General features: G+C 40.0%; 22 protein-coding genes, 1 tRNA gene and 5 pseudogenes. 7 read left to right on the forward strand and 21 right to left on the reverse strand.

Annotated features, from left to right (window positions below):
- Positions 1-103: 103 nt before the first annotated feature.
- Both ACFIO5_RS07575 and ACFIO5_RS07580 read left to right on the forward strand, forming a co-directional pair.
- A pseudogene (locus tag ACFIO5_RS07575) lies at positions 104-1148 on the forward strand (tyrosine-type recombinase/integrase).
- A gap of 943 nt (positions 1149-2091) precedes the next feature.
- Positions 2092-2181 (forward strand) — tRNA-Ser (locus ACFIO5_RS07580).
- Positions 2182-2600: 419 nt separating this feature from the next.
- Here ACFIO5_RS07580 and ACFIO5_RS07585 read toward each other — a convergent pair.
- A pseudogene (locus ACFIO5_RS07585) lies at positions 2601-2777 on the reverse strand (XRE family transcriptional regulator); the annotation flags it as partial.
- A 190-nt stretch (positions 2778-2967) separates the two neighbouring features.
- Between ACFIO5_RS07585 and ACFIO5_RS07590 the strand changes: the two are divergent.
- Together ACFIO5_RS07590 and ACFIO5_RS07595 are read left to right on the forward strand one after the other, a co-directional pair.
- Positions 2968-3249, forward strand: coding sequence for a type II toxin-antitoxin system RelB/DinJ family antitoxin (locus ACFIO5_RS07590; RefSeq protein ID WP_015856349.1), 282 nt, complete (start codon positions 2968-2970; stop codon positions 3247-3249).
- Positions 3250-3256: 7 nt separating this feature from the next.
- Positions 3257-3538 carry a type II toxin-antitoxin system YafQ family toxin gene (locus ACFIO5_RS07595; RefSeq protein ID WP_273787998.1) on the forward strand — a complete coding sequence of 94 codons (282 nt, stop codon included), beginning with the start codon at positions 3257-3259 and terminating at the stop codon, positions 3536-3538.
- Between the two features lie 61 nt (positions 3539-3599).
- Here the strand turns inward: ACFIO5_RS07595 and ACFIO5_RS07600 are convergent, their stop codons facing one another.
- The 19 genes and pseudogenes from ACFIO5_RS07600 to ACFIO5_RS07690 all read right to left on the reverse strand — a co-directional run.
- Entirely contained in the window at positions 3600-3818 is a 219-nt protein-coding gene (locus ACFIO5_RS07600) for a hypothetical protein (RefSeq protein ID WP_375705185.1), read from the reverse strand.
- Positions 3811-4017, reverse strand: a complete 207-nt coding sequence (locus tag ACFIO5_RS07605) for a hypothetical protein (protein ID WP_375705186.1) — start codon at positions 4015-4017, stop codon at positions 3811-3813. Before ACFIO5_RS07605 ends, ACFIO5_RS07600 begins: the two co-directional genes overlap by 8 nt.
- Entirely contained in the window at positions 3950-4177 is a 228-nt protein-coding gene (locus ACFIO5_RS07610; RefSeq protein WP_375612620.1) for a hypothetical protein, read from the reverse strand. The genes ACFIO5_RS07605 and ACFIO5_RS07610 overlap by 68 nt, the downstream gene beginning before the upstream one ends.
- Positions 4174-4839 carry a gene transfer agent endolysin BgtA gene (bgtA, locus tag ACFIO5_RS07615; RefSeq protein ID WP_375612619.1) on the reverse strand — a complete coding sequence of 222 codons (666 nt, stop codon included), beginning with the start codon at positions 4837-4839 and terminating at the stop codon, positions 4174-4176. The genes ACFIO5_RS07610 and bgtA overlap by 4 nt, the downstream gene beginning before the upstream one ends.
- A gap of 13 nt (positions 4840-4852) precedes the next feature.
- Positions 4853-6562, reverse strand: coding sequence for a glycine-rich domain-containing protein (locus ACFIO5_RS07620; RefSeq protein ID WP_375705187.1), 1710 nt, complete (start codon positions 6560-6562; stop codon positions 4853-4855).
- Between the two features lie 17 nt (positions 6563-6579).
- Positions 6580-6831 carry a hypothetical protein gene (locus ACFIO5_RS07625; protein ID WP_375612617.1) on the reverse strand — a complete coding sequence of 84 codons (252 nt, stop codon included), beginning with the start codon at positions 6829-6831 and terminating at the stop codon, positions 6580-6582.
- A 9-nt stretch (positions 6832-6840) separates the two neighbouring features.
- A complete protein-coding gene (gene bgtC, locus ACFIO5_RS07630; RefSeq protein WP_375689396.1) occupies positions 6841-7818 on the reverse strand; it encodes a gene transfer agent tail collar protein BgtC in 978 nt (325 codons plus the stop codon).
- On the reverse strand, positions 7811-8803 hold the full coding sequence (locus tag ACFIO5_RS07635; protein WP_375705188.1) for a transglycosylase SLT domain-containing protein: 993 nt from the start codon (positions 8801-8803) through the stop codon (positions 7811-7813). Before ACFIO5_RS07635 ends, bgtC begins: the two co-directional genes overlap by 8 nt.
- Positions 8803-11034 carry a hypothetical protein gene (locus ACFIO5_RS07640; protein WP_375705189.1) on the reverse strand — a complete coding sequence of 744 codons (2232 nt, stop codon included), beginning with the start codon at positions 11032-11034 and terminating at the stop codon, positions 8803-8805. The genes ACFIO5_RS07635 and ACFIO5_RS07640 overlap by 1 nt, the downstream gene beginning before the upstream one ends.
- Positions 11027-12738: pseudogene (locus tag ACFIO5_RS07645) on the reverse strand (hypothetical protein); the annotation flags it as partial. The gene ACFIO5_RS07640 and the pseudogene ACFIO5_RS07645, both read right to left, overlap by 8 nt.
- Positions 12739-12788: 50 nt before the next feature.
- A complete protein-coding gene (bgtD, locus tag ACFIO5_RS07650) occupies positions 12789-13844 on the reverse strand; it encodes a BaGTA-type gene transfer agent maturation protease BgtD (RefSeq protein WP_375705190.1) in 1056 nt (351 codons plus the stop codon).
- A 1-nt stretch (position 13845) separates the two neighbouring features.
- On the reverse strand, positions 13846-14229 hold the full coding sequence (locus ACFIO5_RS07655) for a V-type proton ATPase subunit F family protein (protein WP_375633757.1): 384 nt from the start codon (positions 14227-14229) through the stop codon (positions 13846-13848).
- 41 nt (positions 14230-14270) lie between these two features.
- Positions 14271-15728 (reverse strand): gene transfer agent protein BgtE, encoded by a 1458-nt coding sequence (gene bgtE, locus ACFIO5_RS07660; protein WP_375705191.1) that lies wholly within the window; start codon positions 15726-15728, stop codon positions 14271-14273.
- A complete protein-coding gene (locus ACFIO5_RS07665; protein WP_375634837.1) occupies positions 15728-16426 on the reverse strand; it encodes a phage adaptor protein in 699 nt (232 codons plus the stop codon). Before ACFIO5_RS07665 ends, bgtE begins: the two co-directional genes overlap by 1 nt.
- A gap of 72 nt (positions 16427-16498) precedes the next feature.
- Positions 16499-16948: a hypothetical protein gene (locus tag ACFIO5_RS07670; protein WP_375610774.1), complete on the reverse strand. Its 450-nt coding sequence runs from the start codon at positions 16946-16948 to the stop codon at positions 16499-16501.
- 30 nt (positions 16949-16978) lie between these two features.
- Entirely contained in the window at positions 16979-18124 is a 1146-nt protein-coding gene (gene bgtG / locus ACFIO5_RS07675; protein WP_375610773.1) for a BaGTA-type gene transfer agent major capsid protein, read from the reverse strand.
- A 98-nt stretch (positions 18125-18222) separates the two neighbouring features.
- On the reverse strand, positions 18223-19134 hold the full coding sequence (locus ACFIO5_RS07680; protein ID WP_375610772.1) for a hypothetical protein: 912 nt from the start codon (positions 19132-19134) through the stop codon (positions 18223-18225).
- Between the two features lie 11 nt (positions 19135-19145).
- Positions 19146-21202, reverse strand: a pseudogene (bgtI, locus tag ACFIO5_RS07685) (BaGTA-type gene transfer agent portal protein BgtI).
- Positions 21187-21945 (reverse strand): annotated as a pseudogene (locus ACFIO5_RS07690) (terminase large subunit domain-containing protein); the annotation flags it as partial. The pseudogenes ACFIO5_RS07690 and bgtI, both read right to left, overlap by 16 nt.
- 175 nt (positions 21946-22120) lie before the next feature.
- Here ACFIO5_RS07690 and ACFIO5_RS07695 point away from each other — a divergent pair.
- From ACFIO5_RS07695 to ACFIO5_RS07705, 3 genes are all read left to right on the forward strand, one after another.
- Positions 22121-23287: a tyrosine-type recombinase/integrase gene (locus ACFIO5_RS07695; RefSeq protein ID WP_375705192.1), complete on the forward strand. Its 1167-nt coding sequence runs from the start codon at positions 22121-22123 to the stop codon at positions 23285-23287.
- Between the two features lie 206 nt (positions 23288-23493).
- Positions 23494-23694, forward strand: coding sequence for a helix-turn-helix transcriptional regulator (locus tag ACFIO5_RS07700; protein ID WP_375642557.1), 201 nt, complete (start codon positions 23494-23496; stop codon positions 23692-23694).
- 154 nt (positions 23695-23848) lie between these two features.
- Complete coding sequence (locus ACFIO5_RS07705) at positions 23849-24211, forward strand: ABC transporter transmembrane domain-containing protein (protein ID WP_375705193.1); 363 nt, start codon at positions 23849-23851, stop codon at positions 24209-24211.
- Positions 24212-25649: 1438 nt separating this feature from the next.
- Here the strand turns inward: ACFIO5_RS07705 and ACFIO5_RS07710 are convergent.
- Entirely contained in the window at positions 25650-25958 is a 309-nt protein-coding gene (locus tag ACFIO5_RS07710) for a hypothetical protein (RefSeq protein WP_375705194.1), read from the reverse strand.
- Positions 25959-26188 lie beyond the last annotated feature (230 nt).

Raw genomic sequence — 26188 nt, forward strand, 5'->3', positions numbered from 1 at the left:
AGCAGATATTCCAATACCAAACTCAACAGCACACCCAGACAAACTTTTAGATTTGTCAAAGAATGAATATTACGAAACCGCACTCTCTAAGATGTAAAATACCATGCCTAAACCACGTCCTCCTCATCTCGTTAAACAAATTACTCAACATGGCAAAATTGTATGGTATGTACGTATTGGTCATGGACCACGCATTAGAATACGCGGTACCTATGGAACGCAAGAGTTTGTTGATAACTACAAAAGCGCACTTGCCGAGTTACAAGGGCTTATACTTCCTAAATCAAAAACTGGTAAGCTAGTCGAAGGTTCATTCGCATGGCTCCTTAAACAATACTTTAACAGCTCCAATTGGCATAGCCTTTCTAAAGTCACCCAAAAACAAAAAGAACTCATTCTTATGAAGGTATGTGATAGCATAGGAAACATTCCATACCAAGCAATTGAAAAGAAACATATCATAGCCGGTGTTGAACGGCGCAAAGAAACACCAGCAATGGCTAGAGACTTTCTACAATCCCTAAATGGGCTTTTTAAATGGGCAATTGAACAAGGACTTTTGGAAAATAATCCAGCTTTAGGAACAAAAAGACGCCCCCTCAAAAACAAAGAGAGATTTCCTGTTTGGACAGAAGAAGATGTCGAAAAATATTATCAAAGATGGCATCATGGTACCCATGAACGTGTCTGGATTGATGTTCTTTTATATACGGGCTTGCGTCGTGATGATGCGGTACGAATTGGCTGGAAAGATGTCAATGATAATATCATTCACCTCAAAACAGAAAAAAGTAAATTTCAAACAGATGTTTTTCTTCCTATTTTTCCAGAATTAGCCAAAATGCTTGAAGCAGGTCCCATAGGTGATGAAACATTCATTTGTGGTAAATGCGGGAAAAAAATACCCAAAAATAGGTTCGGATTTACATTTTATAATGTGTGTACCAAAGCAGGTATCAAAAAATCGGCGCATGGATTGAGAAAATTAGCAGCAAAACGTGGCCGCTAATTCTGGTGCAACAGTATCACAACTCAAAGCAATTTTTGGCTGGACAAATGATGCTATGGCATCTCTTTACACAAAGAGCACAGACCGTAAAAAACTCGCTCTTGCAACCATAAAAAAGCTTCAAAAAGATGAGGGATAGAGGCAAAAAAACTCAATAGAATCAGGAATAACCTATTCTCTCATATTAGACATAAATATTTTATTTTACACATACTTGTGAATGAATCGGCTTTTAAAACTTTGTCTTCTAAAGTTTACGCTTTCTGACTCTGCATAATTTAGCGTTTTTAAGTTCTATTCTTGAAAAACTATGTAATACCTTCACAAACTATCTATTGATCTAAGGGTAGAGCTCAATAATTTTTTCTTCCATTCAAATTAACTTTTTGCTTATCCCACAGAAAAAGCATTACAAATATACCTAATTTCCAGTCATATCTAGAAGAGATTTTAAACTATCGATGCAAATCTTACATAAATTTTTATTCAAATAGTGCAAATCAGCCATTCCCTCCAAGGTACTCTTTAGACGCACTAAATATCTGAATATTTTTATTTAAAAAATTAAAATCTTTTAAAGAGCTTTCTTATTGAATTGTACTTAATTTAAACTCAATAAAAACTTTCCTTGAATATATATGTCATTCTTACAAATTTATCTCTCATAAACTGTCAGAGTAATAACATTTTCTTTTCGACAATATAAACGATCTAAATAAAATAAATATCTGGAAAGGTAAAATAATTCAAAAATACACGACCGGAATTTAATATAATTTATCAAACATTTTCAACTAAACATTTCTTATTATTACGAAAACGATTGTTAGAACTTAAAAAAAATATTGCTTTGTAAAAAATTTTTAAACAGGAAAAAAATGATAAATATCATAATTACCTTTCATTTTTTCAGAAAAAACTATCATGTTTAAAAATGAAACTCTTAGATAACACACTCAAAGAATTAACTTATGAAGAATTATTTTAATTGAAACTTAAATAGTTTTACAAAGAACGCTTTAAAATGCGTATTAAAATGATTGACCTTTTACAAGAAATTTGTCAAAAAGCATATCTAGTTTGGAGGGGTGGCCGAGCGGTTTAAGGCACCGGTCTTGAAAACCGGCGTGCAGGAGACTGTACCGTGGGTTCGAATCCCACCCCCTCCGCCACAGCACTTTTATGGTGCTATAACTTATTGATTTCATGTGTGTGTAGCTTGCCAGCAGGTTTTGTATATTTTGACACTAGGTTTTGTACCAATTTATTTTTTCTCAAAGAGTTTTAAAGGGTCTTCAAATGCTTTTCAAAGGGTATTTAAAGGCGGTTTTCTGGGCTTTCACAGACTTTTCAAAATTTTTCACAGGGTTTTCAAAGACCTTTCAAAGCCTTCTCTCATTTTTACCATGAAAACGCACTTTTTTCTGATTTTCGCTCTTTTTAGCTCTTTTTTACAATTTTAGGTGTCAAAATCTATTTTGACAAAACGCGCATTTAATGCTAAATTTTATACATAAAAACAATAAATTATCACGTATTCCTACCTAATCCCACCTTTTCCCACTTAGTATAAAACCTAGTGTCAAACTACATCTAAAGTATAGAGTTCAATTATCTTTTCCTCTAATCCTACAGGAACAGATCTTTTGCCAATTTCTACAGATGATAAAAATGCTACAGATATATCTAATTTTTTAGCCATATCTAAAAGGCGTTCTGAATGATCAATGCGAAGTTTGCGTAAGGTTTTACCAAATGGTGTTGGCATCTAAAAAATCCTATTAAAAAAGAAACTCTCTCGTGATTCTAGCAGAAATTCTCAGGTTTTGGTTAGCTCCTTTTAAAAATTGACTTCCTACCCTCCTTAATACACAAGGTTGTATAGCATGACGGATAAATCTCTTGACATAGGTTTGAAATGTAGTACATTGTAGTACAATTAAGTAGGAGGTTTAGTAATGGGAAAAATTCAAGCCCGCATACCTGATGAAGTTCAAGAAATTGCAAGTGCAGTTATTAAGTCTACGGGTTTAACTATATCGGATGCAGTGCGCATGTTTATGACCCGCATTGCTAGAGATAGAGCATTACCACTTGATCTATTCCAACCAAATCCGGAAACATTACAAGCTATCGAGGATGCCGAAATGGGACGCGTCGAACGTACATCATTAGACGGCTTAAGGACCATGATACGCTCAGATAGAACCGAAGCACGTAAATCTGAAAAGCAAACCTAAGCTTGCTATGCGGGAAATTGTCTATACGCGTTCATTCCGCCGTGACCTTAAACGTGAAAGCAAAGGTAAATATGCTAATGCACTAGAGGAGGATTTGCTGCTTGTGGTCAAAGCGTTAGCGGAGAATGAACCGCTAAAGGCGCATTGGAGAGATCATGCACTAACAGGTCAGTGGCGCAATTGTCGTGATTGTCACATAAAGCCGGATTTAGTTTTGATCTATCGAAAGCCAGATGCCAAAACACTAGAGCTTTTACGACTTGGTTCCCATTCTGAACTACGCTTATGATTGGATCTCCAATTCATAGTAATAAAGAATTTTACGAAATTTTTTCTTTTATGACAGTTGTTCAGTTCTTTGAAAACCACTGCTTTAAATGTGCAATGACATTATCTAGCGCGTCCATGAGGCGTGCAAAATCGAGGATAAGCAAAAAAAGAAAAAATGCTATCCACTTCATCAAGCGAGACATCATTTTCACGCTTTGATAGGTGATGATCATTTCTTGAAGCATTTCTTTTTCTGCTTCTGTAAGCTCTGTGTATTTTTTGGATTTTTTTCTAACCATGTTTCCACCCACACAAGCGTTCACCTAGATTATTGTGCTTTAAGATCTCTCTTGCTAAGTTTGAGCTAATGGTGTTCAGATCTTGCCGGCTTAAATAAATAGGTAACCAACCAACACAAGAAGAAACATATTTATTTGTCGCGCAACCAGTGAGAGAGAGCAGCACGCATATCAGCATCACTTTTTTGATTAACTTCACTTTCCACCTCAAGCCGTGTTGTGGCTGCTTTTAAAGCTTTTTCTGTTTGCTTTTGTTGCTCTACTTTTTTCCCAAGAGTAAAAGCTTTTGCTAAGGCAATAAAAAAAGCGGCTAAAGCCGCACCTGTTACCATCAAGTTTCTTTTCATCCATAAGATCATAGGCGGTGCTCCTGAAAGCGTTTAGCAACAAAGAAAATGCCAGTACATGCCGCTAAAACCATAATGGCGGCTAAAGCCCATTGGATTGGTCCATTGCCCGCTAAAAACCCACCAAGACCTGAGAAAGAACCAATAATCGGTGCCAATGCTTCTGCTTTGAGAAACCCTGTTGGTTGTTTCGTTTCTACTGTTTGATAATTAGAAGAAACATAAGCCCCTTTCGCCCATAGCCCTGCCTCTGCTACACGCCGGTGTACGAGACCTTGTAAACGTTTGCCTCCCGCTTTGGTCCATTTCTGCAATTCGGTTGGTACCGCTTCATAATCCCCCCGATTAAGCCTTTTAAGCAATGTAGAGTTTTGGAAAGCTGCAATACCCACATTATAACAAAAGGAAACAAGAGCGCCGAACTGCTCGTCGCTTAAATTCACACAAACTGCTTTTTCTACCGCCCTCTCATATTGCCGCAAATCTGCTAAAAGCATGTTTTCAGCTTTTTTTTCTGTAATCACCATACCCTCAACAACTGTTGGTTGACCGGCTTTTTTCGTATGACCATAACCAATCGTCCATATGCCAGAAGCATCTTGATAAGCCTGCAAGCGCAAACCTTCCCACTTTTTTAAACAGTATAAACAGTCTTTACTTATTTTCCGTGCCATTGTTCAATTCACCTTATAAATATACCTTTATGAGTACTGCTCCATCACCGCCGTCGCCGCCAATTTTGTCGCTTCCGTGTTTCCCATCAAAATATCCACCGCCGCCGCCGCCACATTCTTTACCACCTCTACCACCGTTACCACCTTTGTAACTCTCACCACCCTGCCCCATGATAGAACCCTTACATTTACCGCCACCGCCGCCGCCGCCGCCAAGAAAAGAACTTCCACCAGTACCAGCTCTCTTGCCGTCTATTCCACTCCCTCCACCATTACCACCAGAAAAAATAAAGCTTTCACCACTGCTGCCCTCCCTGTTTCCTCCTCCATCGCCGCCTTTCCCTCCAAAGTTAACGAGAGTCATGGAAACGGAATATCCTCCTTCTGCTGTAACAAGCCCTTTGATCATTGTTCTACCACCATTGCACAAAATGTTACTGTCATTACCTTTACCACCACGACCAATGTAAGCTGTTTTTAATTTATCTAAATCAGAACCTTTCATTTTAACATGCACACATTGACCGCCGCCGCCGCCGCCATCCTTAACGCCACCACCTCCACCGCCCCAAGCCCATACTTCGATATCGGTGTCAGCAGTAATACCATCAGGCAATGGAATATCTCCGCTTTCTGTCATCAGAATTTCAACAGGTTTTCTAACCCCGCCATCATTGTTGCCGCTACTACCGCCGCTGCTATTGCTACTATTTGCTTTGATTGAAGCCATCAGTTTGGCTGGTGAGATAAGTGCATCCACTGTTTTTGTGCCATCAATCCAGTCTTGTTTGGCAAGAGGTTGAATGAGATCAACTTTTTTCTGTACACTATGTGCTGTATCTTGCGCTTTATCGGCTGCTGTTTGCGCAATATTTGCCTCAGCTTTTGCACTGTCTCCCGTTTTTTGTGCTGTCTCAGCCGTTTTTTTTGCATCTACTGCATAAGCTTTTGCATCATTTGCTGTTCTTAATGCACTATCTGCAACGTTCTTCGCTTCACTTGCAACATGAATCCCTTGTTGTGCAACATCTTCAACTTTATCAATTTTTGCAATCTGTGCACGTTCTGGAGGAGTTAAGATAAGATGCTTTTTCCCTTCCTTCATATTCTCCATATCAAATACATCTTTTTCTATTTTATCTGGATCATAAACTGATTTTGACATACCAAAAGACTTTGAGCCTACAAAATAACGAATGGTATTTTTGAGATCTACCGGAGATATGGGATAATAAACACCTTCATCTCCCCTCCGCCATTTTTCCATCGTTGGCTGCGTAGAACTCAACCATCGTAGCTTTGATCTTTCCTCTATGGTTAAGATCTTTTTGGTAGGACCCTCGTGCATATTTTCCATAGAAAATGTATTTGCCCCCACATTGTCGGGATCATATGTAGCAGCCTTCATATCGCCAATCCCTAAAGGCGATATTTTTACCCAGCCAGCGCCTGATAAAATCGCATTCTCATGCGCTTCACCACTTGCTTCAATATCACAAATTGTGACCTTATTTTTGTAAGCAAGAGCTCCAATATCTCTCTTTGCAATAGCATCATCAGCCTTTTTTCCTTGAGCAGCGGTTGCAAAATATTCTACCTCATAAGCTGCTGCACTCCCCACTGAAACAGGTGCAAGAGCCTTACTATCTAAAACACCTTCTTTGACTTCTTCTTTTGTTGCTGGTTCAAGCTTAAATATATGTGTGTGATAGGGTAATGGCATCGCGTTTCATTCCTTAATCAGTTCGTTGTCTTGTTGTGTGAGAGAGAGGACTGCAATTCATCAATCAGTTTTTGCATGATCTCTATGCGTTTATCTGTCGCTTCTTTATATTCTGCCAAAGCGCTTAAAAGATCATGCTGTATGTCGCTTTTGACAAGATCAAGTACCTTATTTAAGGGTGCATGAACCATTCGATTGCTTGCATAAAAAAGGACGCGGATTTGCTCCGCGTCCGCAATATCATCAATAGCAGACGGATTATTGATCATTTGAAAAACTCACGATTTTATGGCATAAACAACCGGTACATTAACAGGGCGTGTTTCTGCCTCGCCCGTTGAAGAAATCATTACCTTATGCGTGTGCACTCCAGCAGGTTGTGTATCTTTTGTATAATATGAATTACCAAAAGCAGGATTTCTGCCACCTATTTGACCAACTCTTGTAACCATAGAATAATCATGCTTATGCGTATGTTGACCTGCCTCTTCAATGGTACAAGCATGTGTATGCGATTTAAGGCAATCTTGCTGTATATCGGCAAATTGTCTACTTCTGTCTAAACCGCGACCATTATCAAAGCCGCGCAAAAACACTCCTCTAAAATCTGGAACTTTAAAGGTTGTATCACTGTTTTTTCCCCATTTATCCCCTATCGCCTTGAATAATTGCGGATAATCTTTGCGTTCATAAGTAGCGCCATCACATAAAAGCCAGCCGTTTGGGACTTCTTGCATAGCAAAGGTCGCAATAAAACCACAAGGAAAGGTTTCGACCTTCGGTGGTGGAATGGGGGTAGGGTTTAAAAGATACCAGCCATCAAGACCTTTTGTTGATACGCCATCATTATAGACTATTTCATAAATACCATTTGTTTGTAACTCACCACCTGTCAATGATACTATTCCCGTGCTGGTGGCTTTATAGAGTGGCTTTGCTCCTATATTATTCATGTTTATTGTTGTCGTACCAATATTTATACCACGCGCCTTAAAGCGGATAATGATATCGTTTTTATATTTTGCTATTGGCGACACCGTCGTCAACGTGATTGATGTTGTTTGTTCCTTTCCATTCACAATAAACTTTGAGTCAAGAGAACCACCATTATCGGCAAGATATTCACGTATACGCTGCATCATGACCCGCGCACTATCATTAACAGAACTAGGCGGCTGCCCTTCTGCCCAATTAATGATACTATCGGAATTCGCATTTTGATCAGCTGTGAGTGACCAGTCATAAATATCAGACATGATAAGCCCCCGTTCTTCTTAATAGCTCTTCGCGCAATTGCTCTTCTTTTTGCCGCCCATAGGAACCAACAGATTGCCGCCTAGAGGGATCAATAAGAGGTGTTAAATCTGTCGGGCTCCCAGTCGATTGTGAGAAACCCGCCATGACTGGTTGCTGTAACATTTGTTGCTGTACCATCTGTGCCTGCTGTTTTTGTCGTTCTCCATTCTCTCTCATTAAATGAAGCAAACCGGAAAAGCCCTTTTTAAGAGCACCTGCATCAATACCTTGTGCTTGCAATGGTGTGGTTTCCATAATCTGTCCTGTTAAATTGTCTCTGCTTTCAGGTGCCATCATTCTGTTTGGGAATGGCGTGTCATATGCCATCAATTGGTTGCCCCCTTGATCACCTTGACCCACTTGATTACCTTGAAGTGTCTTTTGAAGCCTCTCAAACCCACGCAAAGGACCCACCTCGTTTGGTGCTGCTTGTCCATTGCTTTGGTTTTGCTGTATCGTTCTCTTCAAAGCATCTCCCGTTTTATTATAAAGCCCATAAATATGATTCATAAAATCCCCTGCTGTAGCTTCCATGTTACCACCGTTGAGTGTGACTGCCTGTCGACCTAAAAGCTGGCTCGCTGGAATATGTGGATTTTTGATAAGCTTTACTGCCCCTGCTGCTCCTTGTTGGTGTGCGAGATAAAGCTCTGCTTCTGACGGCGCTCTGCCTAATGCTGTGACTAAATAACGCGTATTATCCTTCGTTAACCGTGCCATAGCATCGGTTGCTTGAAAGGGATCAAACTTGTTATTGAGTTGATAGTGTTTTGCTGTTGAATCGAGAAATTGATACAGCCCCCCTGCACTGCTGTTCTTATTTTTTGCATTTGGATTACCATTACTTTCTATCATAGCAACACGTTCAAGAAAGCTTTCTGGCAAACCATATTTTTGTGCTGCCTGTGAGATAGCACGCTTCACTTTAGGATGAAAATTGATCATTAGTTTATAACCGTTCTATCAACGCTGCTATTCAAAATAATGCCAACAAAATTAATGAATTTCGTATAATTTTCTCGTGTTATTAAGCGTTTCTTTTCTGCTTCATGAAACGTCTTAATTAATTCAACGGCTTTTTCTCTTGCTAACCCAAAATCTCCTTTTTCCCGCGCTGTTATAAGCGCTGCAATATCTCTCTCAGTATCTTTATGGACGCTTGAGAATTTGCGTCCAAATTTCTCTAAGAAATTTTTTACAACTGCCTTGATGAAAGCAATCTTTCCTACACCCATAGTCTGTTGTGCCCCCCTCTCTTCCACTTCACCTATATGGTTTGGCAATCGTGCAAAAAGCTTTGTTCTTTCCACTTCTGGTCGCAACACTTTCATAAGTTGCTTAGCTTTATCTTCACCAAAAATACGCTGTAATTTTTCTTGACCATTTTTTGTGTCAAACAAACTCAAAAGATTGTGGTCAAAATTCTGTGCATTGCCTGCCGCATGTTCTACTTGCGACCGTATACCTTTTTGAAACGCCTCTTTTTCCATCAACCCAAAATCCGAAAGTTGACTGTTGATTGTGTCGAGATTAACGCTCTTCTTCAGCGCTTGCTCTCCCTGCTCGAGGGCATCACCAATAGTACGCTCGTCATAATAAATTTTCCGTGCTTTAACATAATCTGGAGAGGACGTATCCAAAACGTCCAGAATGCGTTGTTTGAACAGAGTCAAATCTCGCGCATATCCTTGTTTTCCTTTGATGCGCGCAGAATTAATTTGATCATCCAAAACCTCTTTCATCTTATGTAAAATTCGCATATTCAGCTTTGGATATCCATTGCTCCCTATAACTGTTGCATCCGCTTCATTTGGCATTTGCGCAATTGCTTTTTTATAGGCTTTTTGGAAGGCAGGAGTTTCTTGCAACCGCGATAAATCTTCACGAACAGCATTAGAAATGGGAGAAGCTTTCGCCCTCTCATAAAATGGTTCAGCCTTTTTCTGTGCTTGTTTGATAATCTCTTGCTTTAAATTAAGCGTATCTACTTTTGGACCCATCACATCTGTCAACGCATTCTTTACCCGCAATGCACTCGCATCTTGCCTTTCATTCAAACGATTACTTATGAGCGAATATGTATCATGGTCTTTTTTTGCTGCCTTAAAAGCTCTTGTAGCAAGCTCATCATGAAGATCAATAATCATTGAATCAGGACCTCGCTGTTTTAATGCCCTTTCAAGTTTATCAACACCTTCATCCCCTAAAGTTTGGCTTACATCCCTAAGCGCTCTATCGCTTATCTGAAATGCTTCTTTTTCTACACCTTGTGTTATTGGTTCAGTTTTACCAAACAATTTCTCAGCTGTTTTTTTGACAACAGCAGATGTTTTCTTAACACCAGAAGCCGTTACTTTGAATGGTTTTGTAACAAAAGGTGTAACCTTTAAAGCAGAATGTGCCACAAATGGTGTTGCAACGCCTAGCCCTGCACCAAACCCAGCAGACACTAGAGTATCTGCAAGCCCTTCTCCCTCACCACTGCCTGCTATTCCACCATAAATGGCTCCAGTTTTTGCTGCACGCCCCAAGCTAAATTTTGCCGCCTCTTTACTTGCTACTGCTTTCATTGCTGCTTCACCTGCAGCTTTTGCCGCTGCCCGTTCCGCACCCTCTGCTAAAGCAGATTGCACCGCCCTTTCTCCTGCTGCTAAAGCTTTACTGGTTATTTGTGCTCCTGCAACACCAGCTCTACCTCCCAGCACAACATCAGCCCCAATTGCCGCACGAGCAGCAGCAGGAGCGCCAAGACCTGGTATTAGAAAAGGAATTGCAGCGCCCGCTAAATTCCCCGCAAGAGATGCATAAAAATGATCTCGGTTCGCCGCTCTTTGATAATCACGCCATCGCTTTGTCACTTCATTATACTTTTTGACTGCCTCTTTATCTCCCATCCAATAATTAATAGGTCCCAGAGGTTCCGAAGCGAATACTCCAGCTATTTCATCATCATACCCCATAGTTAACCCATGAAGAGCACCCCATCCAAAAGCACCCGCTGCACTTGGATGTGGACTATCTTCTTCTGTTGCACCACTATTTCCTGTAACAGAACCCCTTAACCTTTCCTTATTTTTTGAAAAAAGCTCTTGAAGCTGTTCTGGTGTATAGTCACTTATATGCCCAATGACTCTTGTGTTTTTACGATTAATAAGAGGGGGGATTACTTCAGCCATTGGTTTGTTTCTCCTTAATGCGTCCATCTCTATCAACGAACAACATGCCTTCCGGCAATGCTTCTATCTGTTTTTCTAGTGGATCATTTGACTGTGCATGATTTCCCTTATAAGCATCTTGCCCATAGGCGGCTCGAACGAGCTCGTTTGTTGCTTCTGCACCACCAAAAAGAATTGCGCGCGTTGCTGCATTGGATTTATTGAAAGTGTCAATAACTGTTTTTAAAGATTTCTTCATTTGCTCTGCAGAAAGATCTTGATACAACGCCGCTACAGAGTTTTGCAATGCTTGCAATTCCATATTAGACAAATTCCCAAAGCCAGATGCGCCATTTGGTGAAAATGCTTTTGCTTTTCTCAAGGCATCAAGCCCGATACTTGCCTTCAATGAATCGAGCATATGCCCAAAATCTTTTGCCTTAGAATTAGGAAGGAACGACATTATAGAACCCGTGAAACCAACAACATGCGGGTGTTCCTCAACAATTTTTAGCAATTCTTTAGATGACGAGAGTATACGATTTGACCGGTCTGCTGTATCCAGAATTTGCATTTTCACTTGCTGTTCTTTACGCTCCTCCTCTTTCTGTTCTTGAATTAATTTATGTTCTGCACCACTGCCTGCAATTGGCATCGCACGTATACCATGAGGGGCATTTTCATCCTTAATAAGCATATAACCTGCTTCAGGCTTTGACAGCATGTTATCAGTATTTCCCCCTAATCCAGAAGCAGTGGAACGTTGTCCCCTTGGACTGGGATAATTTTCCCTGTGCTTGTTGAGACTTGGAAAGTCATATCCTCAGGCAATCCCTGCTCTGCCTTTTCTTCTGATGTCAATGTTCTATAGCCTTCTTGAGGGCTTAACGTGTTGCCAATCACTTTCATGGCAAGATCTGGATATTGCATAAGGGCTTGTGCGTCTTTATCATCGTATCCTTTAGAGCGTAAAAACTCAAAAATTGGTCTATTTTGAGCACGTACATTATTGCCCTGCCGCATAACAAGCGCCGCATTTGAAAAGCTTTCTTGCGGTGTTTTTCCTGATGCTAACCCTGCAAAAAAATCCATGAGATGCTCGGAAAATTCTGATTTTCTAAAACGCTCCCATAAGCTGCTTGGATTTGCATCTTTATGAATAAAGTTCCCAACGGCGTTTACATAATCGGTTGCCTGTTCTGGCATATCATTTGCTTTTAAATGTTCCTCTTCTGGTAAGTGTGCATTCAAATGTTTTTCTTCTCCTATAGGTGCATCAAAAAGCTTTTCCTCATCATTTCCAGAATCGTTTTTCAAAGAGTTTGCCGCTATAGATTTCTCATTAAGTTGAGCAATATAATCCATCACATCTTTTTGCTGTCGCCCAGCTTCATCCCCACTATACTGATCAATGTTCCCAACAAGTGGAGATTGAGGAATCATTGATGCAACACCTCCCTGCTCTGAGAAGTCATGCTTTTGTTGCTCTGGCGCCTCTTGTATCTTAACAGTATCCTTTGAAGCATCCGGTAATGGAGGCATTTGGCGCTTTAAATCATCTGTAGACATAATCAATTCTGCGGGCGTTTTTTTCCCAGCTTGTTCTGTCCCTGTTTGAGAACCACGAATAAGCTCTGTAGGACTCAATTTTTGTGGAGTATCGGCCCCATTGCTCGCATCAAAAGGGTCTGTGCTAAAAGCAGCAAGTTCCAACGCTTTACGCTTTCTATAAGCTTTTTCACGCTCTAATGCATTTAATTCTTCTCGCCAAAACATCACTGCACCCTTTCCATCTCAAAGCCAAGCTTGCTATAATCCACATGCAAAAAACCTGTCGCCTTATGCAAGAAAACAGCTTCTGGCTTTGACTTCAAAACATCCTGTGCCATCACCCCGCGATAGCGCTCTGGGTGCCCCTTGTAGTTGTATTCATAGAGTTTATAGCCATTTCTCTGCCCAGCTTCTCTGATGTTTTCTTTTGCTCTGATATCACTAAGCCCAGCAAAAGTACCAAGGATAGTTCCAACATTTCCAACAATCTCCCACGGATTAGGTTTTGGCTGTGGAGTCAATGTCGTCATTTGTCCTGTTCGCGTTCCGTAATTTCCAGCAACAGCTCCACCAGCTGCGAGCAACTTACTTAACTGGTCCCAATCAAGATTGTTCTGCTGTTCCCATTTTTGCCGCTCTTCATCCAATTGCCGTTGATGATTGGCATCAAGCACACTCCCTCCCGTCAACGCATTGAGATTTGCCTGACCTTGACCTTGAAAGAAGTTATTGGCGCCCGCCAACTGATTTTGGTTTGCTTGGTCAATCATTCCATTAGCTTGCATCATATTGTTGACGTCTTGGTTATATTGCTGTGAGAGAGCTTGAGTTGCTATGCCCCCCAATTCATCAGCCAAAACGCCCGTATGTGCACCAGAACCATAACGCCCCGCGCCTGCCAATGAACTGTTAATAGAGCTTGTTGCCTTATTTAATGTGTTTTGAAGCGCTTCATCAAAGTAAGGGTTATTGCCTATTTGTTGCCCTGAAGCCATGTTCTTTAAGTTTTGGCTTGTTGAATTTTGCCCTGTGGCTAATCCATTTAAAGTGTTGTTATCATAGTTATGCGTATTATTGCTAAGCCCATTAATCGCATTCTTTGTTTGATCACTTAAACCCGCAACACGCTGCCCGTCATAAACGGCTTTTCCGCTGCCTTGGTTATAAAAAGTCATGGCATCTTGAGCTGCGTGTTCAAAAATACCTTTTGCCCATGCAGGGGGTTCATTTGTTTGCGTCGTGTTTTGGGTATTCTGGATTGGTTTAGAACTTTTTCCCATATTAAAGCTGCTTTCTATATTCTAAAAGATTAACGAAATATCCATGCGATTTAAGAGATTTTTCCCACCCTCGCCTGCCTATGATGACAAGCTCTTTTGCCCCTTTTTCCTTGTAATAAGCTTCAATCTGAGTGATAAGCTTTGTTAAGGGTGCTCCTCCCTTTCCACCAAGCGTGACAACAACCGCCCTTAATGCTCCAGTGACGAGTTCTTGTAACTGTGTTGTGACATGCGCCATAAAGTTTTCATGCGCATCAACGATAATCCAAAGAACTTTTTCTCCCTTCAAGATATCATTTAAAATGGTCTCTGTATTATAATCATCAGGGAATTTTTGATTAAAATAAGCTATCGATTTTATGACATTGTCAAAATAGGGCGCCATTTGTTCAGCACTCCATTTTTCTGTATTATAGATCTTAAAATTCATCTTATGCCCGCGGGTTTGAGCGTTACATCAAAGCCTGTTATATGTGTCCATGGCGTGCCTTCTGGTATTCTCAGACGCAAAGCGTGATAACGCGCCCGTGAGCGGATATTATACATCCCAATATTATAGCCGGCATAACGCTCTTTCGCCCAATTTAATTGATTTCTATTATCAATGATAAAAGCCGCTCCAACACTTAAAAAACCATTTGTGGTATCCGCTTGAACAAAAGCCTCACTCATCAGGTTGATTTGCCTGCCCGTATCCCCTACAATTTGTGAAGCAATGACAGCTTCCATAGGAGGACCAGCAAAAAAACCAAATCTATTGTCTTGTGTAAACGCTCCCAACATTGGCGCACCATTTTGCCACATTTTACTATCAAGAGAAGCGCGTAAATCTCTCAAGCATTCTTGTACTTCGTCTAAACCTTCTAATGTGTAACCCGCCGCAAAGAGAGGAAATAAGTGAAGTCTCTGTCCTTTAATGACACTCCATATTTGCAAAAGCCAATCATAAACATAGATATTCATCCCCATCATATCGTCATTTATAGAAAAATAAACGCGTGAATAGACCGGATCAATACAGGCTTTTATTTCATCAATGGCAAAGTTATTGTAAAGCGTAAAGATAGTTTTATCGACTTTGCCAAAACCAATAGGCAACATCTCACCAGTATTGTTGATTTGATAAAAACCATCATCAGAAATAAAGAAAGTATAATCTCCACGACTTGCAATTGCTGTGCTACTTTTTGCCCCTATTTTGTCTTTTATTTTGACAAAACTAAATATTATTTTAGACCCTGGAACGAAGGTTGCATGATAAATAGCAGAACGCATAAAAATAAGCGGGTTGGTTGCTTGCGTTGCTCCTTGTACATATTCCCCATCTGGGAAATCTTGATAATCGCAACTTTTCTCGCCAACTTTCCAGTGTGTTGCATCATTGAGACCTGACCAATGAACACGATTTGGCTTATCTGTTAATTTCATTAAACAGACAAAATCTCCCCAAATACGAACAAGTCCAGCACGCGGGGGATTCCCCCCCAAATCTTCAAATCTCTCTGCTGTCTTTAAGGCGAATATTTGCGGTGTATCATTGTTATTAACGGCAATGATATAATCACCAAAGACAGCAAAAGACCAAGGTGCCGTTTCATTGGCGTGATATTGTTCCCCAAGCTTGCTAATATCTTTCCAACCGCGTGTGCTGTTATCATATTCGTAAAGCTTTGTTGATGTCCCTACAATAATCCGCACACCACTTAACGACCTTACTGCATAGACTCCTAAAATCACATCCGGAAAAGGTTCTGAAACGGGGGCAACTTTGGGAACTGGAATATAGGAATTGGGTGCTGGTAAAACGTTCACAATCTCACGAGAATAACCAGTGTTAATAAATGCAACATCTGGTCTAAACTCAGCAATAGGAATAAAGGTCATCAGAAATCCGTATGTTGAACTCTCAACAAATTCTTGCGCCGTGAAGTCTCAATTTGTAGCGCATCGAGTTGCTCTTGAAACATGGCAAAAGCTGCCGCAGCCATCTGTGGTTCTTTAATAATATTGGTATAAATTTCATATTTTGCGCGGGTTTTGATCAGTTCATAGGCTTCCAAAAACCATATTGAAGCTTCTTGTGCACTCTCAATGTCTTTTATTCTTATAGGATCAAGAATAAGCCTGATAGAATAGATACGGTCTGGGATTGGATACAAAATAAGCTTTTGTTCAAAATAAGCATAGCGGGTAGGTATGCCATGGCTACAATCATCCTCAAGATTCTCAATAACAAGCGGATCTGTATGCAAAAGCTTTGCTTTGCTGTGATTATCTTCATAAATGTAAGCATCAACAATGCGAACAGCCCCTGTCATTGAAGGATGTGCCTCTGCACCATAACGGCTTTTTCCCTTTATAGTGGTAAAAACAACTTCGCGGCTTTCATTGAAATAAAAAGGCAATCGTTCACAAAAGCGAATAGCCGAAAATATCGCCCTTTGCACTTGATCAACATACTCATCTGTTTGATCATCTATTTCATCCTGAATATCGTTTAACATCTGGATAAAATTTTTATCCCAAGGAGCAATGGTCTGTTTGTCTCCAATCGGACCACCTGTCTGTACTATTATTGTCATATGACTCTCTTCCAAATGTCTTGCGGCATCTTGTATGGGAGGGGGACGCAAGCAACAAACGCCCCCTTGCCTTTAACGATTTGTATAAAACTCAACAATCACCTCAGCATCACCTTTGGTGCTTTTCTTGTCTCGTGTCATATAAATCGTACTTTCAGCCTCTAACGAAACATCTCGTTCCTTCATAGGGAGGTACAGATCGCTATTGGAATATTGCGTAAGCCCTATATCTCCATAATCATTACCATGAGGCTCTTTTCCAAATGTAGCTTTTACATCTTCAAAATCCTCCATGGGATAAGCTGTAATACTTTTTATAAAAGCCCCTCGGGGTAGAACACCAATTTTCGTTATCAACCCTTGGTCTGTACATTTAACACGTGCCCGTAAATAACTAACCTGCTGTGTACAATTGTTGCGTCCTTGCAAAACATGTGGCAATCCCTCATCTGTCATGCCAACAGTCTCAACGGTTTCAACAGGTTCAGCAGGTTTTTGTGTAATTGGCGGTTTTTCTGCCATAATTGTCATCCTTTAATGAAGTTAAAATTGTTAGCTTGCTTCAGCAAAAGAAGGGATAACAATCGTGCCAAAATCTTGTCCCCCTTGATCAGAATGCGGCAAGGTATAGCGTGACTTTTTCATGCCGATAATGGTTTTTGCAGCCAAACCAAATTCACGTTGATAATCAAACAGTTCTTCAACAATTTTATAACGCGTCGCACTATTTTCCCCATTGCCTCCTGTTGCACCATTACCAATACGCCCATAAGCCATGATGATACTTTGCGCACCAAGCAAAACAGCACGACGAACAGATGTTACAGGCTCTTGTGTCTTTGAATTAACACCATTAGGGACATGCTCTGCTTCACGCAAAATGACACCGTTATACATCCCCAAAGAACCATTAAAAATTGGATTCTTCGCTCCAGAACCATCATAAGCCGCCTTGGTAATGTCTAACCACTGCCCGCTCTTTGTGTTGGTACGCAATTGGGTCACCTGTGTTGGGTGGAGATACATCACATAAGCAGATTTTCCATCAACACGAACAGGGCGCAAACGTGGATTAGCAAGTTTAGCACGTTCAACAGCTTGATCTATAAGATCTAATGTAAAAACATCGTCTTTTGTAAGCTCTTCATCAGTCTTTTTCTTAGCTGGGCGAATAACACGCAATTTGCTTGGCTCTAATGGAGCATTAAAACCATAATGCACCGGTTTAAGCGTTATGTTGCGTCCTTCAAACTGCATCCATGGTGCTGTATAACCTGCTGCCTGAATGAAGAACATCAAACTTAAGCGATCTGCATACCAATCAACAAGCCCATCCTTTGCTTCCTGACGCAAACTAAAGGGAACACGCTGTTGATCAATAGAGCCTTCATATTTGATGCGCACCGCATGAGTAAGCTCGTTGATGTGCACCTTTTCATTCATAAATTGGAGTGCTTCTTCATTGCCTTCCAGCGTTTGTCCCTCGCTAACGCCATCCCCCATCAGTTGAACTCGTAATCCACTCGTAACGGAGTCACCAGCACTTTTCCCTAGCATATCCAACACTTGGATAATGCTGTTTTTGCTCTCCCCCATCAGCGGTGCAATAGGCAACGCTTTTGAAGTTTCTGTGTTTAGTATCTTAGCCCAAACGCCAACGGCTAATGGGTCATTGAGCTTTACTTCTGTTACTGCCATTTCAATCAATGCCTTTCTTGGTTTTTAAAACTCGCCTTGCGGCTATCCCAAACGATAAAAATCACTTGGTTCTCTCTGTTGCGTCACCACGCACATCTTCAAGCTCTACTCATAATTTGTTCAAATTTTTTGGGATTTTTCTCAACCCATACAGCAAATTCGGCTTCCGGCATGGAAAAGAGCGTTCTCACATCCATACCGCCTGTTGGAACTTGCCCGCTGCGCGCTGTAAGTGTTCGCGCTGCTTGAGAACGCTCTTGAAGGGTTTCCACTTCATCCTTTATTGGTGCTTCACTATAGCCAAAAGCCTTTGCTTTTTGCACCAGCACCTCTATTGGGTTTATACCGGCTTTTTGGCATTGTTGGCATATTTGGCGCAATTCAGCACCAATTTGTTGTTGCCGTGCTGCGGGGTCTTTCCATTGCGGATAAAGGCTTGCTTGCGCTTGTAGGACACTGTCTGCTCTTTCATAGAGATAATCGGTGATACTGTCTAAATCCGGATATTTATCTTGTACCTGCGCTTTGGCTTCCTCGAAATAATCCCCTAACTTTTGGCGTTCATATTCCTCTTGACTCATGCGCTCTTGGCTCTCTCTTATGCGAGAAAACTCATCAAGTAATTTCTGTTGTTCTTGTACCTTATGACTAAGCCATGCAACATGTGCTTGTGGGTCGTCTTCTAGGGAGGGAACATTTTCCTCACGGCGGCGCGTGATTTCTTCCTGCATTGCGGCATATTTTTGCGCAAGTTCAATAGCCAATTCACGCGCTTCAATGGCGCTTTGTTCTGCCTTTTGGCGTGCTTGCCGCTCTTGCTCTAATTTATCAGATTCTATTACATCAGAATTTGGCTGCTCTTGAAGTGGTTCTACAGCTGGCTGTTCAGAACTTTCCTCTGCATCAAAAACTTCCTCAACTTGTTCAGGCTCGACCAATTCAATAGCATTATCACTGGCAAAATGTTCATCATAGATTGCTTGTTCTTCAGGCGTAAACTCTTCTTCCATATTCTGTCCCTTCAATGTGTTATTATATTTTTTGTCAAAACTCGATAGTGTTCCAACTGAGCCTGTAAAGCTTTGCGCTCTAAGTCGCGCTGCGCTATCTCATTTTTTGCCTGTTGCAACTCAAGCTGCATACGCGCTTGTTCTTGTTTCAAGAAAAGTTCGATATTTTTCTGCTGCAATGCCGCTTGTTTCTGCTGCGTATCAAGTTGATAGAGTGTGCTCTTTGCTTGCGCTTCTTGCTGTAAAACAGCAATCTTTGCTTGTTGCTCTGGAGTTAATTGCGCCCCTTGGCTTTGTTGCATCATCTGCTGTTGCTGTTGTTCTTGTTGTGCCTGCTGTGCTTTTGCCGTTAAATTTGCTACCAATGTTGCCGGTAGTGGGGAAAGCTTTAAAAGATCTGGAATCATCTCCGGTGTTAAGAACCCACCAAGCAATGGCAACATCTGCGTAATTGTCGCAAAAGTTTTCTCTTTTTCATTGGGGCTTGTCGGTGAATCATCAACAATAATGTCATACTCAAGCGTCGTAACAGCTTCACGCGTCAACGGCACATATTGGGCATTCTCTTGTCCAGAAATACGTACCAAACGCCCATCAGAGAGATAATTTTGAATAAGATAGAGAATAATCTTTCCCTGCCTACACCGATAAAGCTTGAGATTGTCAAACAGCCCCGCAAGCAAATTAAGCGTTGATTGCCGGCGTGTGTTTTCCAGCACATTGGCTTGGTTGACCTCCCGTGTTCCGATAAACTCAGCTGATAACCCTGTTACATGCGTTATCGCTTCACGCGATTCATTAAACAGCTGAAAAAATCCATTGGGAAATTGTGCACTTGGCTTTGGTTGAATTTTCCCTCCTATAAGCGCGCCATTTTTAACCCAAGTAATCGTATCCGTTCGCGCCCAGCTTTCCATAGCTTGGCGATCATCATCGAAAGCGTCTCGTTCTGCCATCAAGCCGCCCTTAGACTGGCTATTAAGGATATACATCACTTGGCTAAAATATTTATTCGACCATTTTTGTGGATCTTTTGCGGGGCGAACAATCCCGTAAAACTGGTTTTTAAGCTTATCCAGCGTGCCCGTGATACACTCCCACCCAAATTGCCCATCAGGTGCTAATGGCTTATCGGGCTTTGCTAAAAGACGTCGTCCTAGAAAAGCGCGCCTCACCACTTTTTTATTAAAACACACCCCTTGTAGTTGTGGCATCACCCTTTGAAGCTGTTCAAACTCCTGTTTGCTATAGTTGCGCATCTGGCCGGTTTGAAGATCAGGCGCCTTGTAAGTGATCTCATATTCAAACCAACGGCATTCAACCAGCGTAACATAGCGTTTCCTAGAACACGGCTCTGATAGAGAAGTCGCATTGGAGTCATCTTGATACACGCATCAAGTGACACATGAGAATCCTCAGAAGCGGTTGTACTATCGATAGCCCAATCGGCGTTAAGATCTTCAACAGCAACATCAGGAAAAAGACTTTTAGCATCCTCAACAGATTTACGATCAACATACCACATACGCTGTGCGTCAATGAGATTTGGTCTTACAGCATTGGCATCCCAAACCATTTTTAAGGGATCTAAACGTTGAACAGCAGGTATCCCTTCGGGATCTGTATCATAATCAAGCCGCGTATCTGTCCAGCCCATACCGCAAATGACCATATCCTGAAAAGCATCGGAATCGGCATATTCCGCCTCCGCCTCATCACGAAACCATTCTGCTGCTCCAGTAAGCAATTCATTGGGTATTGCTGCTCCCATTTGCCGTGGTTGAAACTGTACTTCGCGCTTATTATTACGCTCCGCCCCAACAATAGCATTCACAAGGGGTGCAATGCGGTTAAAAGTCATGACAGGACGGCGCTGCTCTTTTAAAACCGCAAGATCTTCCTCTGCCCATTGACGACCATTATAAAAATCAAAATCTTCACGCGCCTGTTCACGCCATTCATTAACATGTTCAATATCTTCTGCGTACCAAGACTTTAAACGCTTATAGATTTCATATTCATCGAGGATTGTCGTTTTTTGAAAGTCTTGATCTAGAATGCCATCCATGATGCCGCTTCTCTTTCCATCGTGCAATAACGCTCTTGCTTGGGTTTGACACTGGGTGCTTCATAGACAATGCACATCAATCCAAAGGCATCTGCCCCATGACTGGACCAATCATGCTCGGCGCCTAAACCAATACCCCGCTTCTCATCCCATTTCTCGTGATACCAATTGAGTGCCTTACGCCCTGCTACCGTCGTCTCTTCGTTAAACCATACTGAAGGCAAAATACGTCGCACTGCCTCTATTCGCATCTTAACAGCACCTGCCCCTTGATTAGGAATGACCTGCGTTTCAAAACCCGCATCATTTAAAGCACTCTCAAAACTCACATTGTGCACACGGTCTCTGGTTGCACCGTCATGGGGGAGAACCATCAACACCTTCTCATAACCATTTTGACGCAACCAACCGATATGTTCGGATAACGGCTGTCCCTGTGCTTCGTAATAATTAAGCACTCTGATCTCTCTACCAACAAATTGTGCTATCCATATCGCCGTGGCATCTGCCTTGGCGCCTGTCCCCCCAATGTCCCAAAAAGCACGTATTTGCATTAAAGGGTCACGCGCAACACGCCCTATCCGCCCCTCCTGCTCGGCTGCCAACATTTCCTTTTGATAATAAGCGCCTTGAACCGCTTTCAGATAATCCCCTTCCCAGATATGCTTATAGGTCTCGGGGCGGTTTCTCAGATCATCAAGTCGTGCTTCATTCAAGATCTTGGGAAACTTCGGATTGTCTGTTCAAGATATTGATTTATAATGATAATTCACTGCTTTGCATATTGAATGAGAGTCTCGAATAACGTAGGATTCTCTCATTTCAAACCTGCTTATCTTGAATCAATCAAAACCACTCATTTGCACATAACAAGTGGGATGAGTGTGTGGATCAAATTTGTATAAGAAAGGAATAAAAATGGCTCTTATGAACCGTCTTAATGCAAGATCTGTCGCAACATTGGGGGCTGGCAAATATAATGATGGTGCCGGCTTGCTTCTTCATAAGCGTAAAGATGGTGGTGCTCAATGGATTTATCGTTATACCATTCATGGGCGCCGTCGTGAAATGGGCTTGGGGGCGTTGCGAAATGTTTCTTTAAAAAAAGCCCGTGAATTAGCAAATCAATGGCGTTCTGTTTTGCATGAGGGGCGTGATCCCATTAAAGAACGTGAGAAACAAAAGCGTGAGGCAATAAGTAATCTCCATTACCTAAAAGACATTGCCTTAGATGCTTTTGAAAGTCGTAAAGCTGAACTCAAGAATGATGGTAAAGATGGAGATTGGTTTTTACCATTACGCCTTCATATTCTCCCTAAATTAGGTTGTCTGCCGGTTTCTGAGATTACACAAACTGAGATACGCAACACTATTGCCCCTATCTGGCATACAAAAGCTGTTACAGCGCGTAGAGCTCTCATTCGTCTCAATCTTTGTCTCAAACATGCGGCTGCTTTGGGTTTGGATGTTGATTTACAAGCAGTAACAAAAGCACAAGCTCTCTTAGGTAAACAACGCCATAAAATCAAAAACTTACCAGCAATGGATTGGAAAGATGTTCCCGCTTTTTATAAAACGCTTTGCCAAACAACAAACCCCACACAACTGGCTTTGCGTTTGCTTATCCTTACAGGGGTTCGTACCAATCCCTTGCGTCATATTCGTGAAGATCAGATTGATGGAGATATATGGATCATACCTGCTGAAAATATGAAAGGAAAGCGCGATGCTACAACAGAATTTCGCGTCCCCTTATCATCAGAGGCAATGAAAGTGATAGAACAAGCCCGTTGTATCTCTAAAAGTAATTTCATCTTTTCTTTTTCTAGTCGGGCTCCTATTTCACCTATGGTTATGTCAAAGTATATGAGAGACAATAACCTTGAAGCCTGCCCCCATGGCTTTCGCTCTAGTTTACGCAATTGGCTTGCTGAAACAACCGATGCCCCCTATGAGGTCGCTGAAACCATTTTAAGTCATACGGTAGGCGGTAAAGTAGAGCGTGCCTATCGTCGTACTGATTATTTAGAACAGCGCCGTGTCTATATGGATAAATGGGCGGCTTATGTCACTGGTCAATCTTAAGATATGGGGTGAATAACCCCATGATCTGTGGATAACTTTCTCTCTCTTCTCTCTCATTCGCTCTCAATTAGACTCATAAATTATCACATCAGAAAACTATGATAAAATATTGTTTTCTATAAATAAAATACCTTCAAAAATGAACCAAAATGTGGTTAATAAATGGTTATGATGTGTTACCATTTTTTGATAGAAAGGATTTTAGTATGATAGAAAATGATATTCTTTTGACAGACCGTGAAAGTGCAAAATTGCTTCATATGAGTGTCTCAACATTCCGCCGTCATGTTACCAATGGATCTCTCCCAAAACCCCTAAAATTGGGTTTTTTATCGCGTTGGTTACAATCAGATCTTTTGAATGTCATCGAGCAAGCAAAACAGCAACGTCAAAGTGACGCGGCATAAAAAAACTTGTCACATAAGGACGGACAAGGCTTTCTCAAACTCATCACCCTAGAGATAGCACAATCCGTCCTATGACGCAACGTTATAGGATTTAAAATGATGTGTTCTTTTAAGAATGTACAGGGCATTACACGTGCTTTGCATGGTGTTTGGCATGAGCGTTATGGAACAGCCCGTTGCCCTGCTCATGATCAGTTGCGTTGCTGTCGTTTTGCGCTTACTTGGCTTGGTGAATCCTTTTATTTTTCAAGCGATTATCGACCGTATTCTCCCTTTTCAGCGTATTGAAAGTCTCTATGCTATAGTTGTCTTGATGGTTGCTATCATGCTGTTTAGCACGGCTCTTAGCACTCTATCAGGCTACTTAGGAGCTTATTTAGCCAATCGGCTTACGCTAGAATTTGGACGGCGCATTTACACCCATCTTTTAAGTCTCTCTTTGCCCACTTTACGCCATTGGCAAGTGGGGAAACTGTTGTCACGTATTGGAGAAGTTGATACAATTTGTGTTTTTTAAGAAAAAACTCTGTAAAAAATAAATTTAGCAAATTTCATTATAAACTTATAGCTACATAAATTTATAGATACGCAAATAATCTATAACAAAAAATAGAATTCTCGTATAAAATGTTGTTTTTTCTATCTCTTTTTAACTAAGGCAACTCATTTTTTGAAATGTAAAATTCTACATAGATATAAAACAATTACTAAAAATAAATCTTATTTAACCTGATAAAAAACATATCATATATCATAATATTTTAATTTAAAATAATTTATCTACTTTACGAATGATTTTATATATATAGAAATATAGACAGAAATTGAGAATGCTATAAATAATAAACTTAACTCAATTAAATCTGATTTTATATATTTTTTCCAACTTCTGAATCTAAGTATATAAGAAAAAATTTTAAAAAAACCAATAATACTTATTAAAACTAACACAGTTTTAATAATTTCTAAATTATCCATAATAAGAAAGCACCAAAATATAATATATTTATCTATAATATAGATATATTATAATAATAATTAATGTAATAAAAGAAGTTATGGACATAAATATTAAAAATAACTTAACTAATGATAATAGTTTTTTCTTAGTTTCTTTTTTACTGTATCCTTTAGATTCAAAATACAAAATAATTGAGAATATAACAGTAAAAACGATAAGAATTGAACGCAATATTTCTAAAATAAAGTTAATAAAATCTATCCACATCAATAATATCCACCATAACAATTAGAAACTAAAATATACAAATATTTCAATAAAATCTATTGACAACACCGTATTGACTCTTATAAAGCTTTCATTATACGATTTTTACAGTTGAAAAAGTAGGAATACTGTTAATAATTATGAAATAATTGATACTAATTAAACAAATAATAAAGTCCAAAATATATTATACAGTATGTAATAATGATAACTGATCCTAATTTTATAGACTGCCACCAAGTAGGAAAATTTAATTTATAAAAATATATACTTAAAAGTACAAAAATATTTGTTGCAAACAATGCGTTTTTAACAATAAAAGTAATATAAGTTATAATATTTCCACTAAAATATATTTTAAAAAATAATATATATATATAAAATATTTTATAATCTTTATTAAGTAACCCCATTAAATAAAAATTAACGAAATAAAACAACATAAAGAATAATATAAAAAATGAAATTACTCTTATTAATGATTTTTGTATAATGTTATTTTTAATATACGAATTAGATCCATAATATAATTTAAATAAAGATATAAATATAACTATAGAGCTTAATGATAAAAATAAATTATTAATTATATTTAACTTATCCATAACACATAAAATTTCTTAATTAAAATATATATTATTTTATCAGTGAATGTAGACATGTTTACTGATAACATGCCTACAATATTACCATAAATTTAGATATATAGTGCTAAATATTTCATAATTTACCGGAAACAAAGATAAGTATGATGTATAGCTCCCACGCTTGCTCCTAATAAAGAGCCACTGAGAGCACCACCTGCTGCACCTATTACAGAACCTGCTGCAGACGACGAAAGGAGCGTCACTGCACCTATACCGCCTGTTGCAGCTGTCGCAGTTACTCCTGCGACTGCTCCAAGCACACCTCCTCCAGCTGCCCCAACAACTGTGCCTACCTCTCTTCCTACTGTTCCTGTTGTTTTCATTTCGTCCCAATAACCCGAAGGGCTACATGAAAGATTCGAGCCATGTGACGAGCTTGAACTACCCATTTTTAGTCTCCTTATATTATTAAAAAACTGTATCACAACGATACAGTGGTAACTCTGTTATTATTCATTTTAGCAAATGTCAAATATAATTTGTATAAATAACAATAAAATACTGTATAAATAATAAATACATTATGTTTATATTGCCTTCACACAAAATGTATATTTTGTATAAATATAATACTATTTACAATACTGTTTAAATATGCGACATCCATCGCTCTTTCTCT

It is taken from the genome of Bartonella sp. AA86SXKL (genome assembly GCF_042196885.1).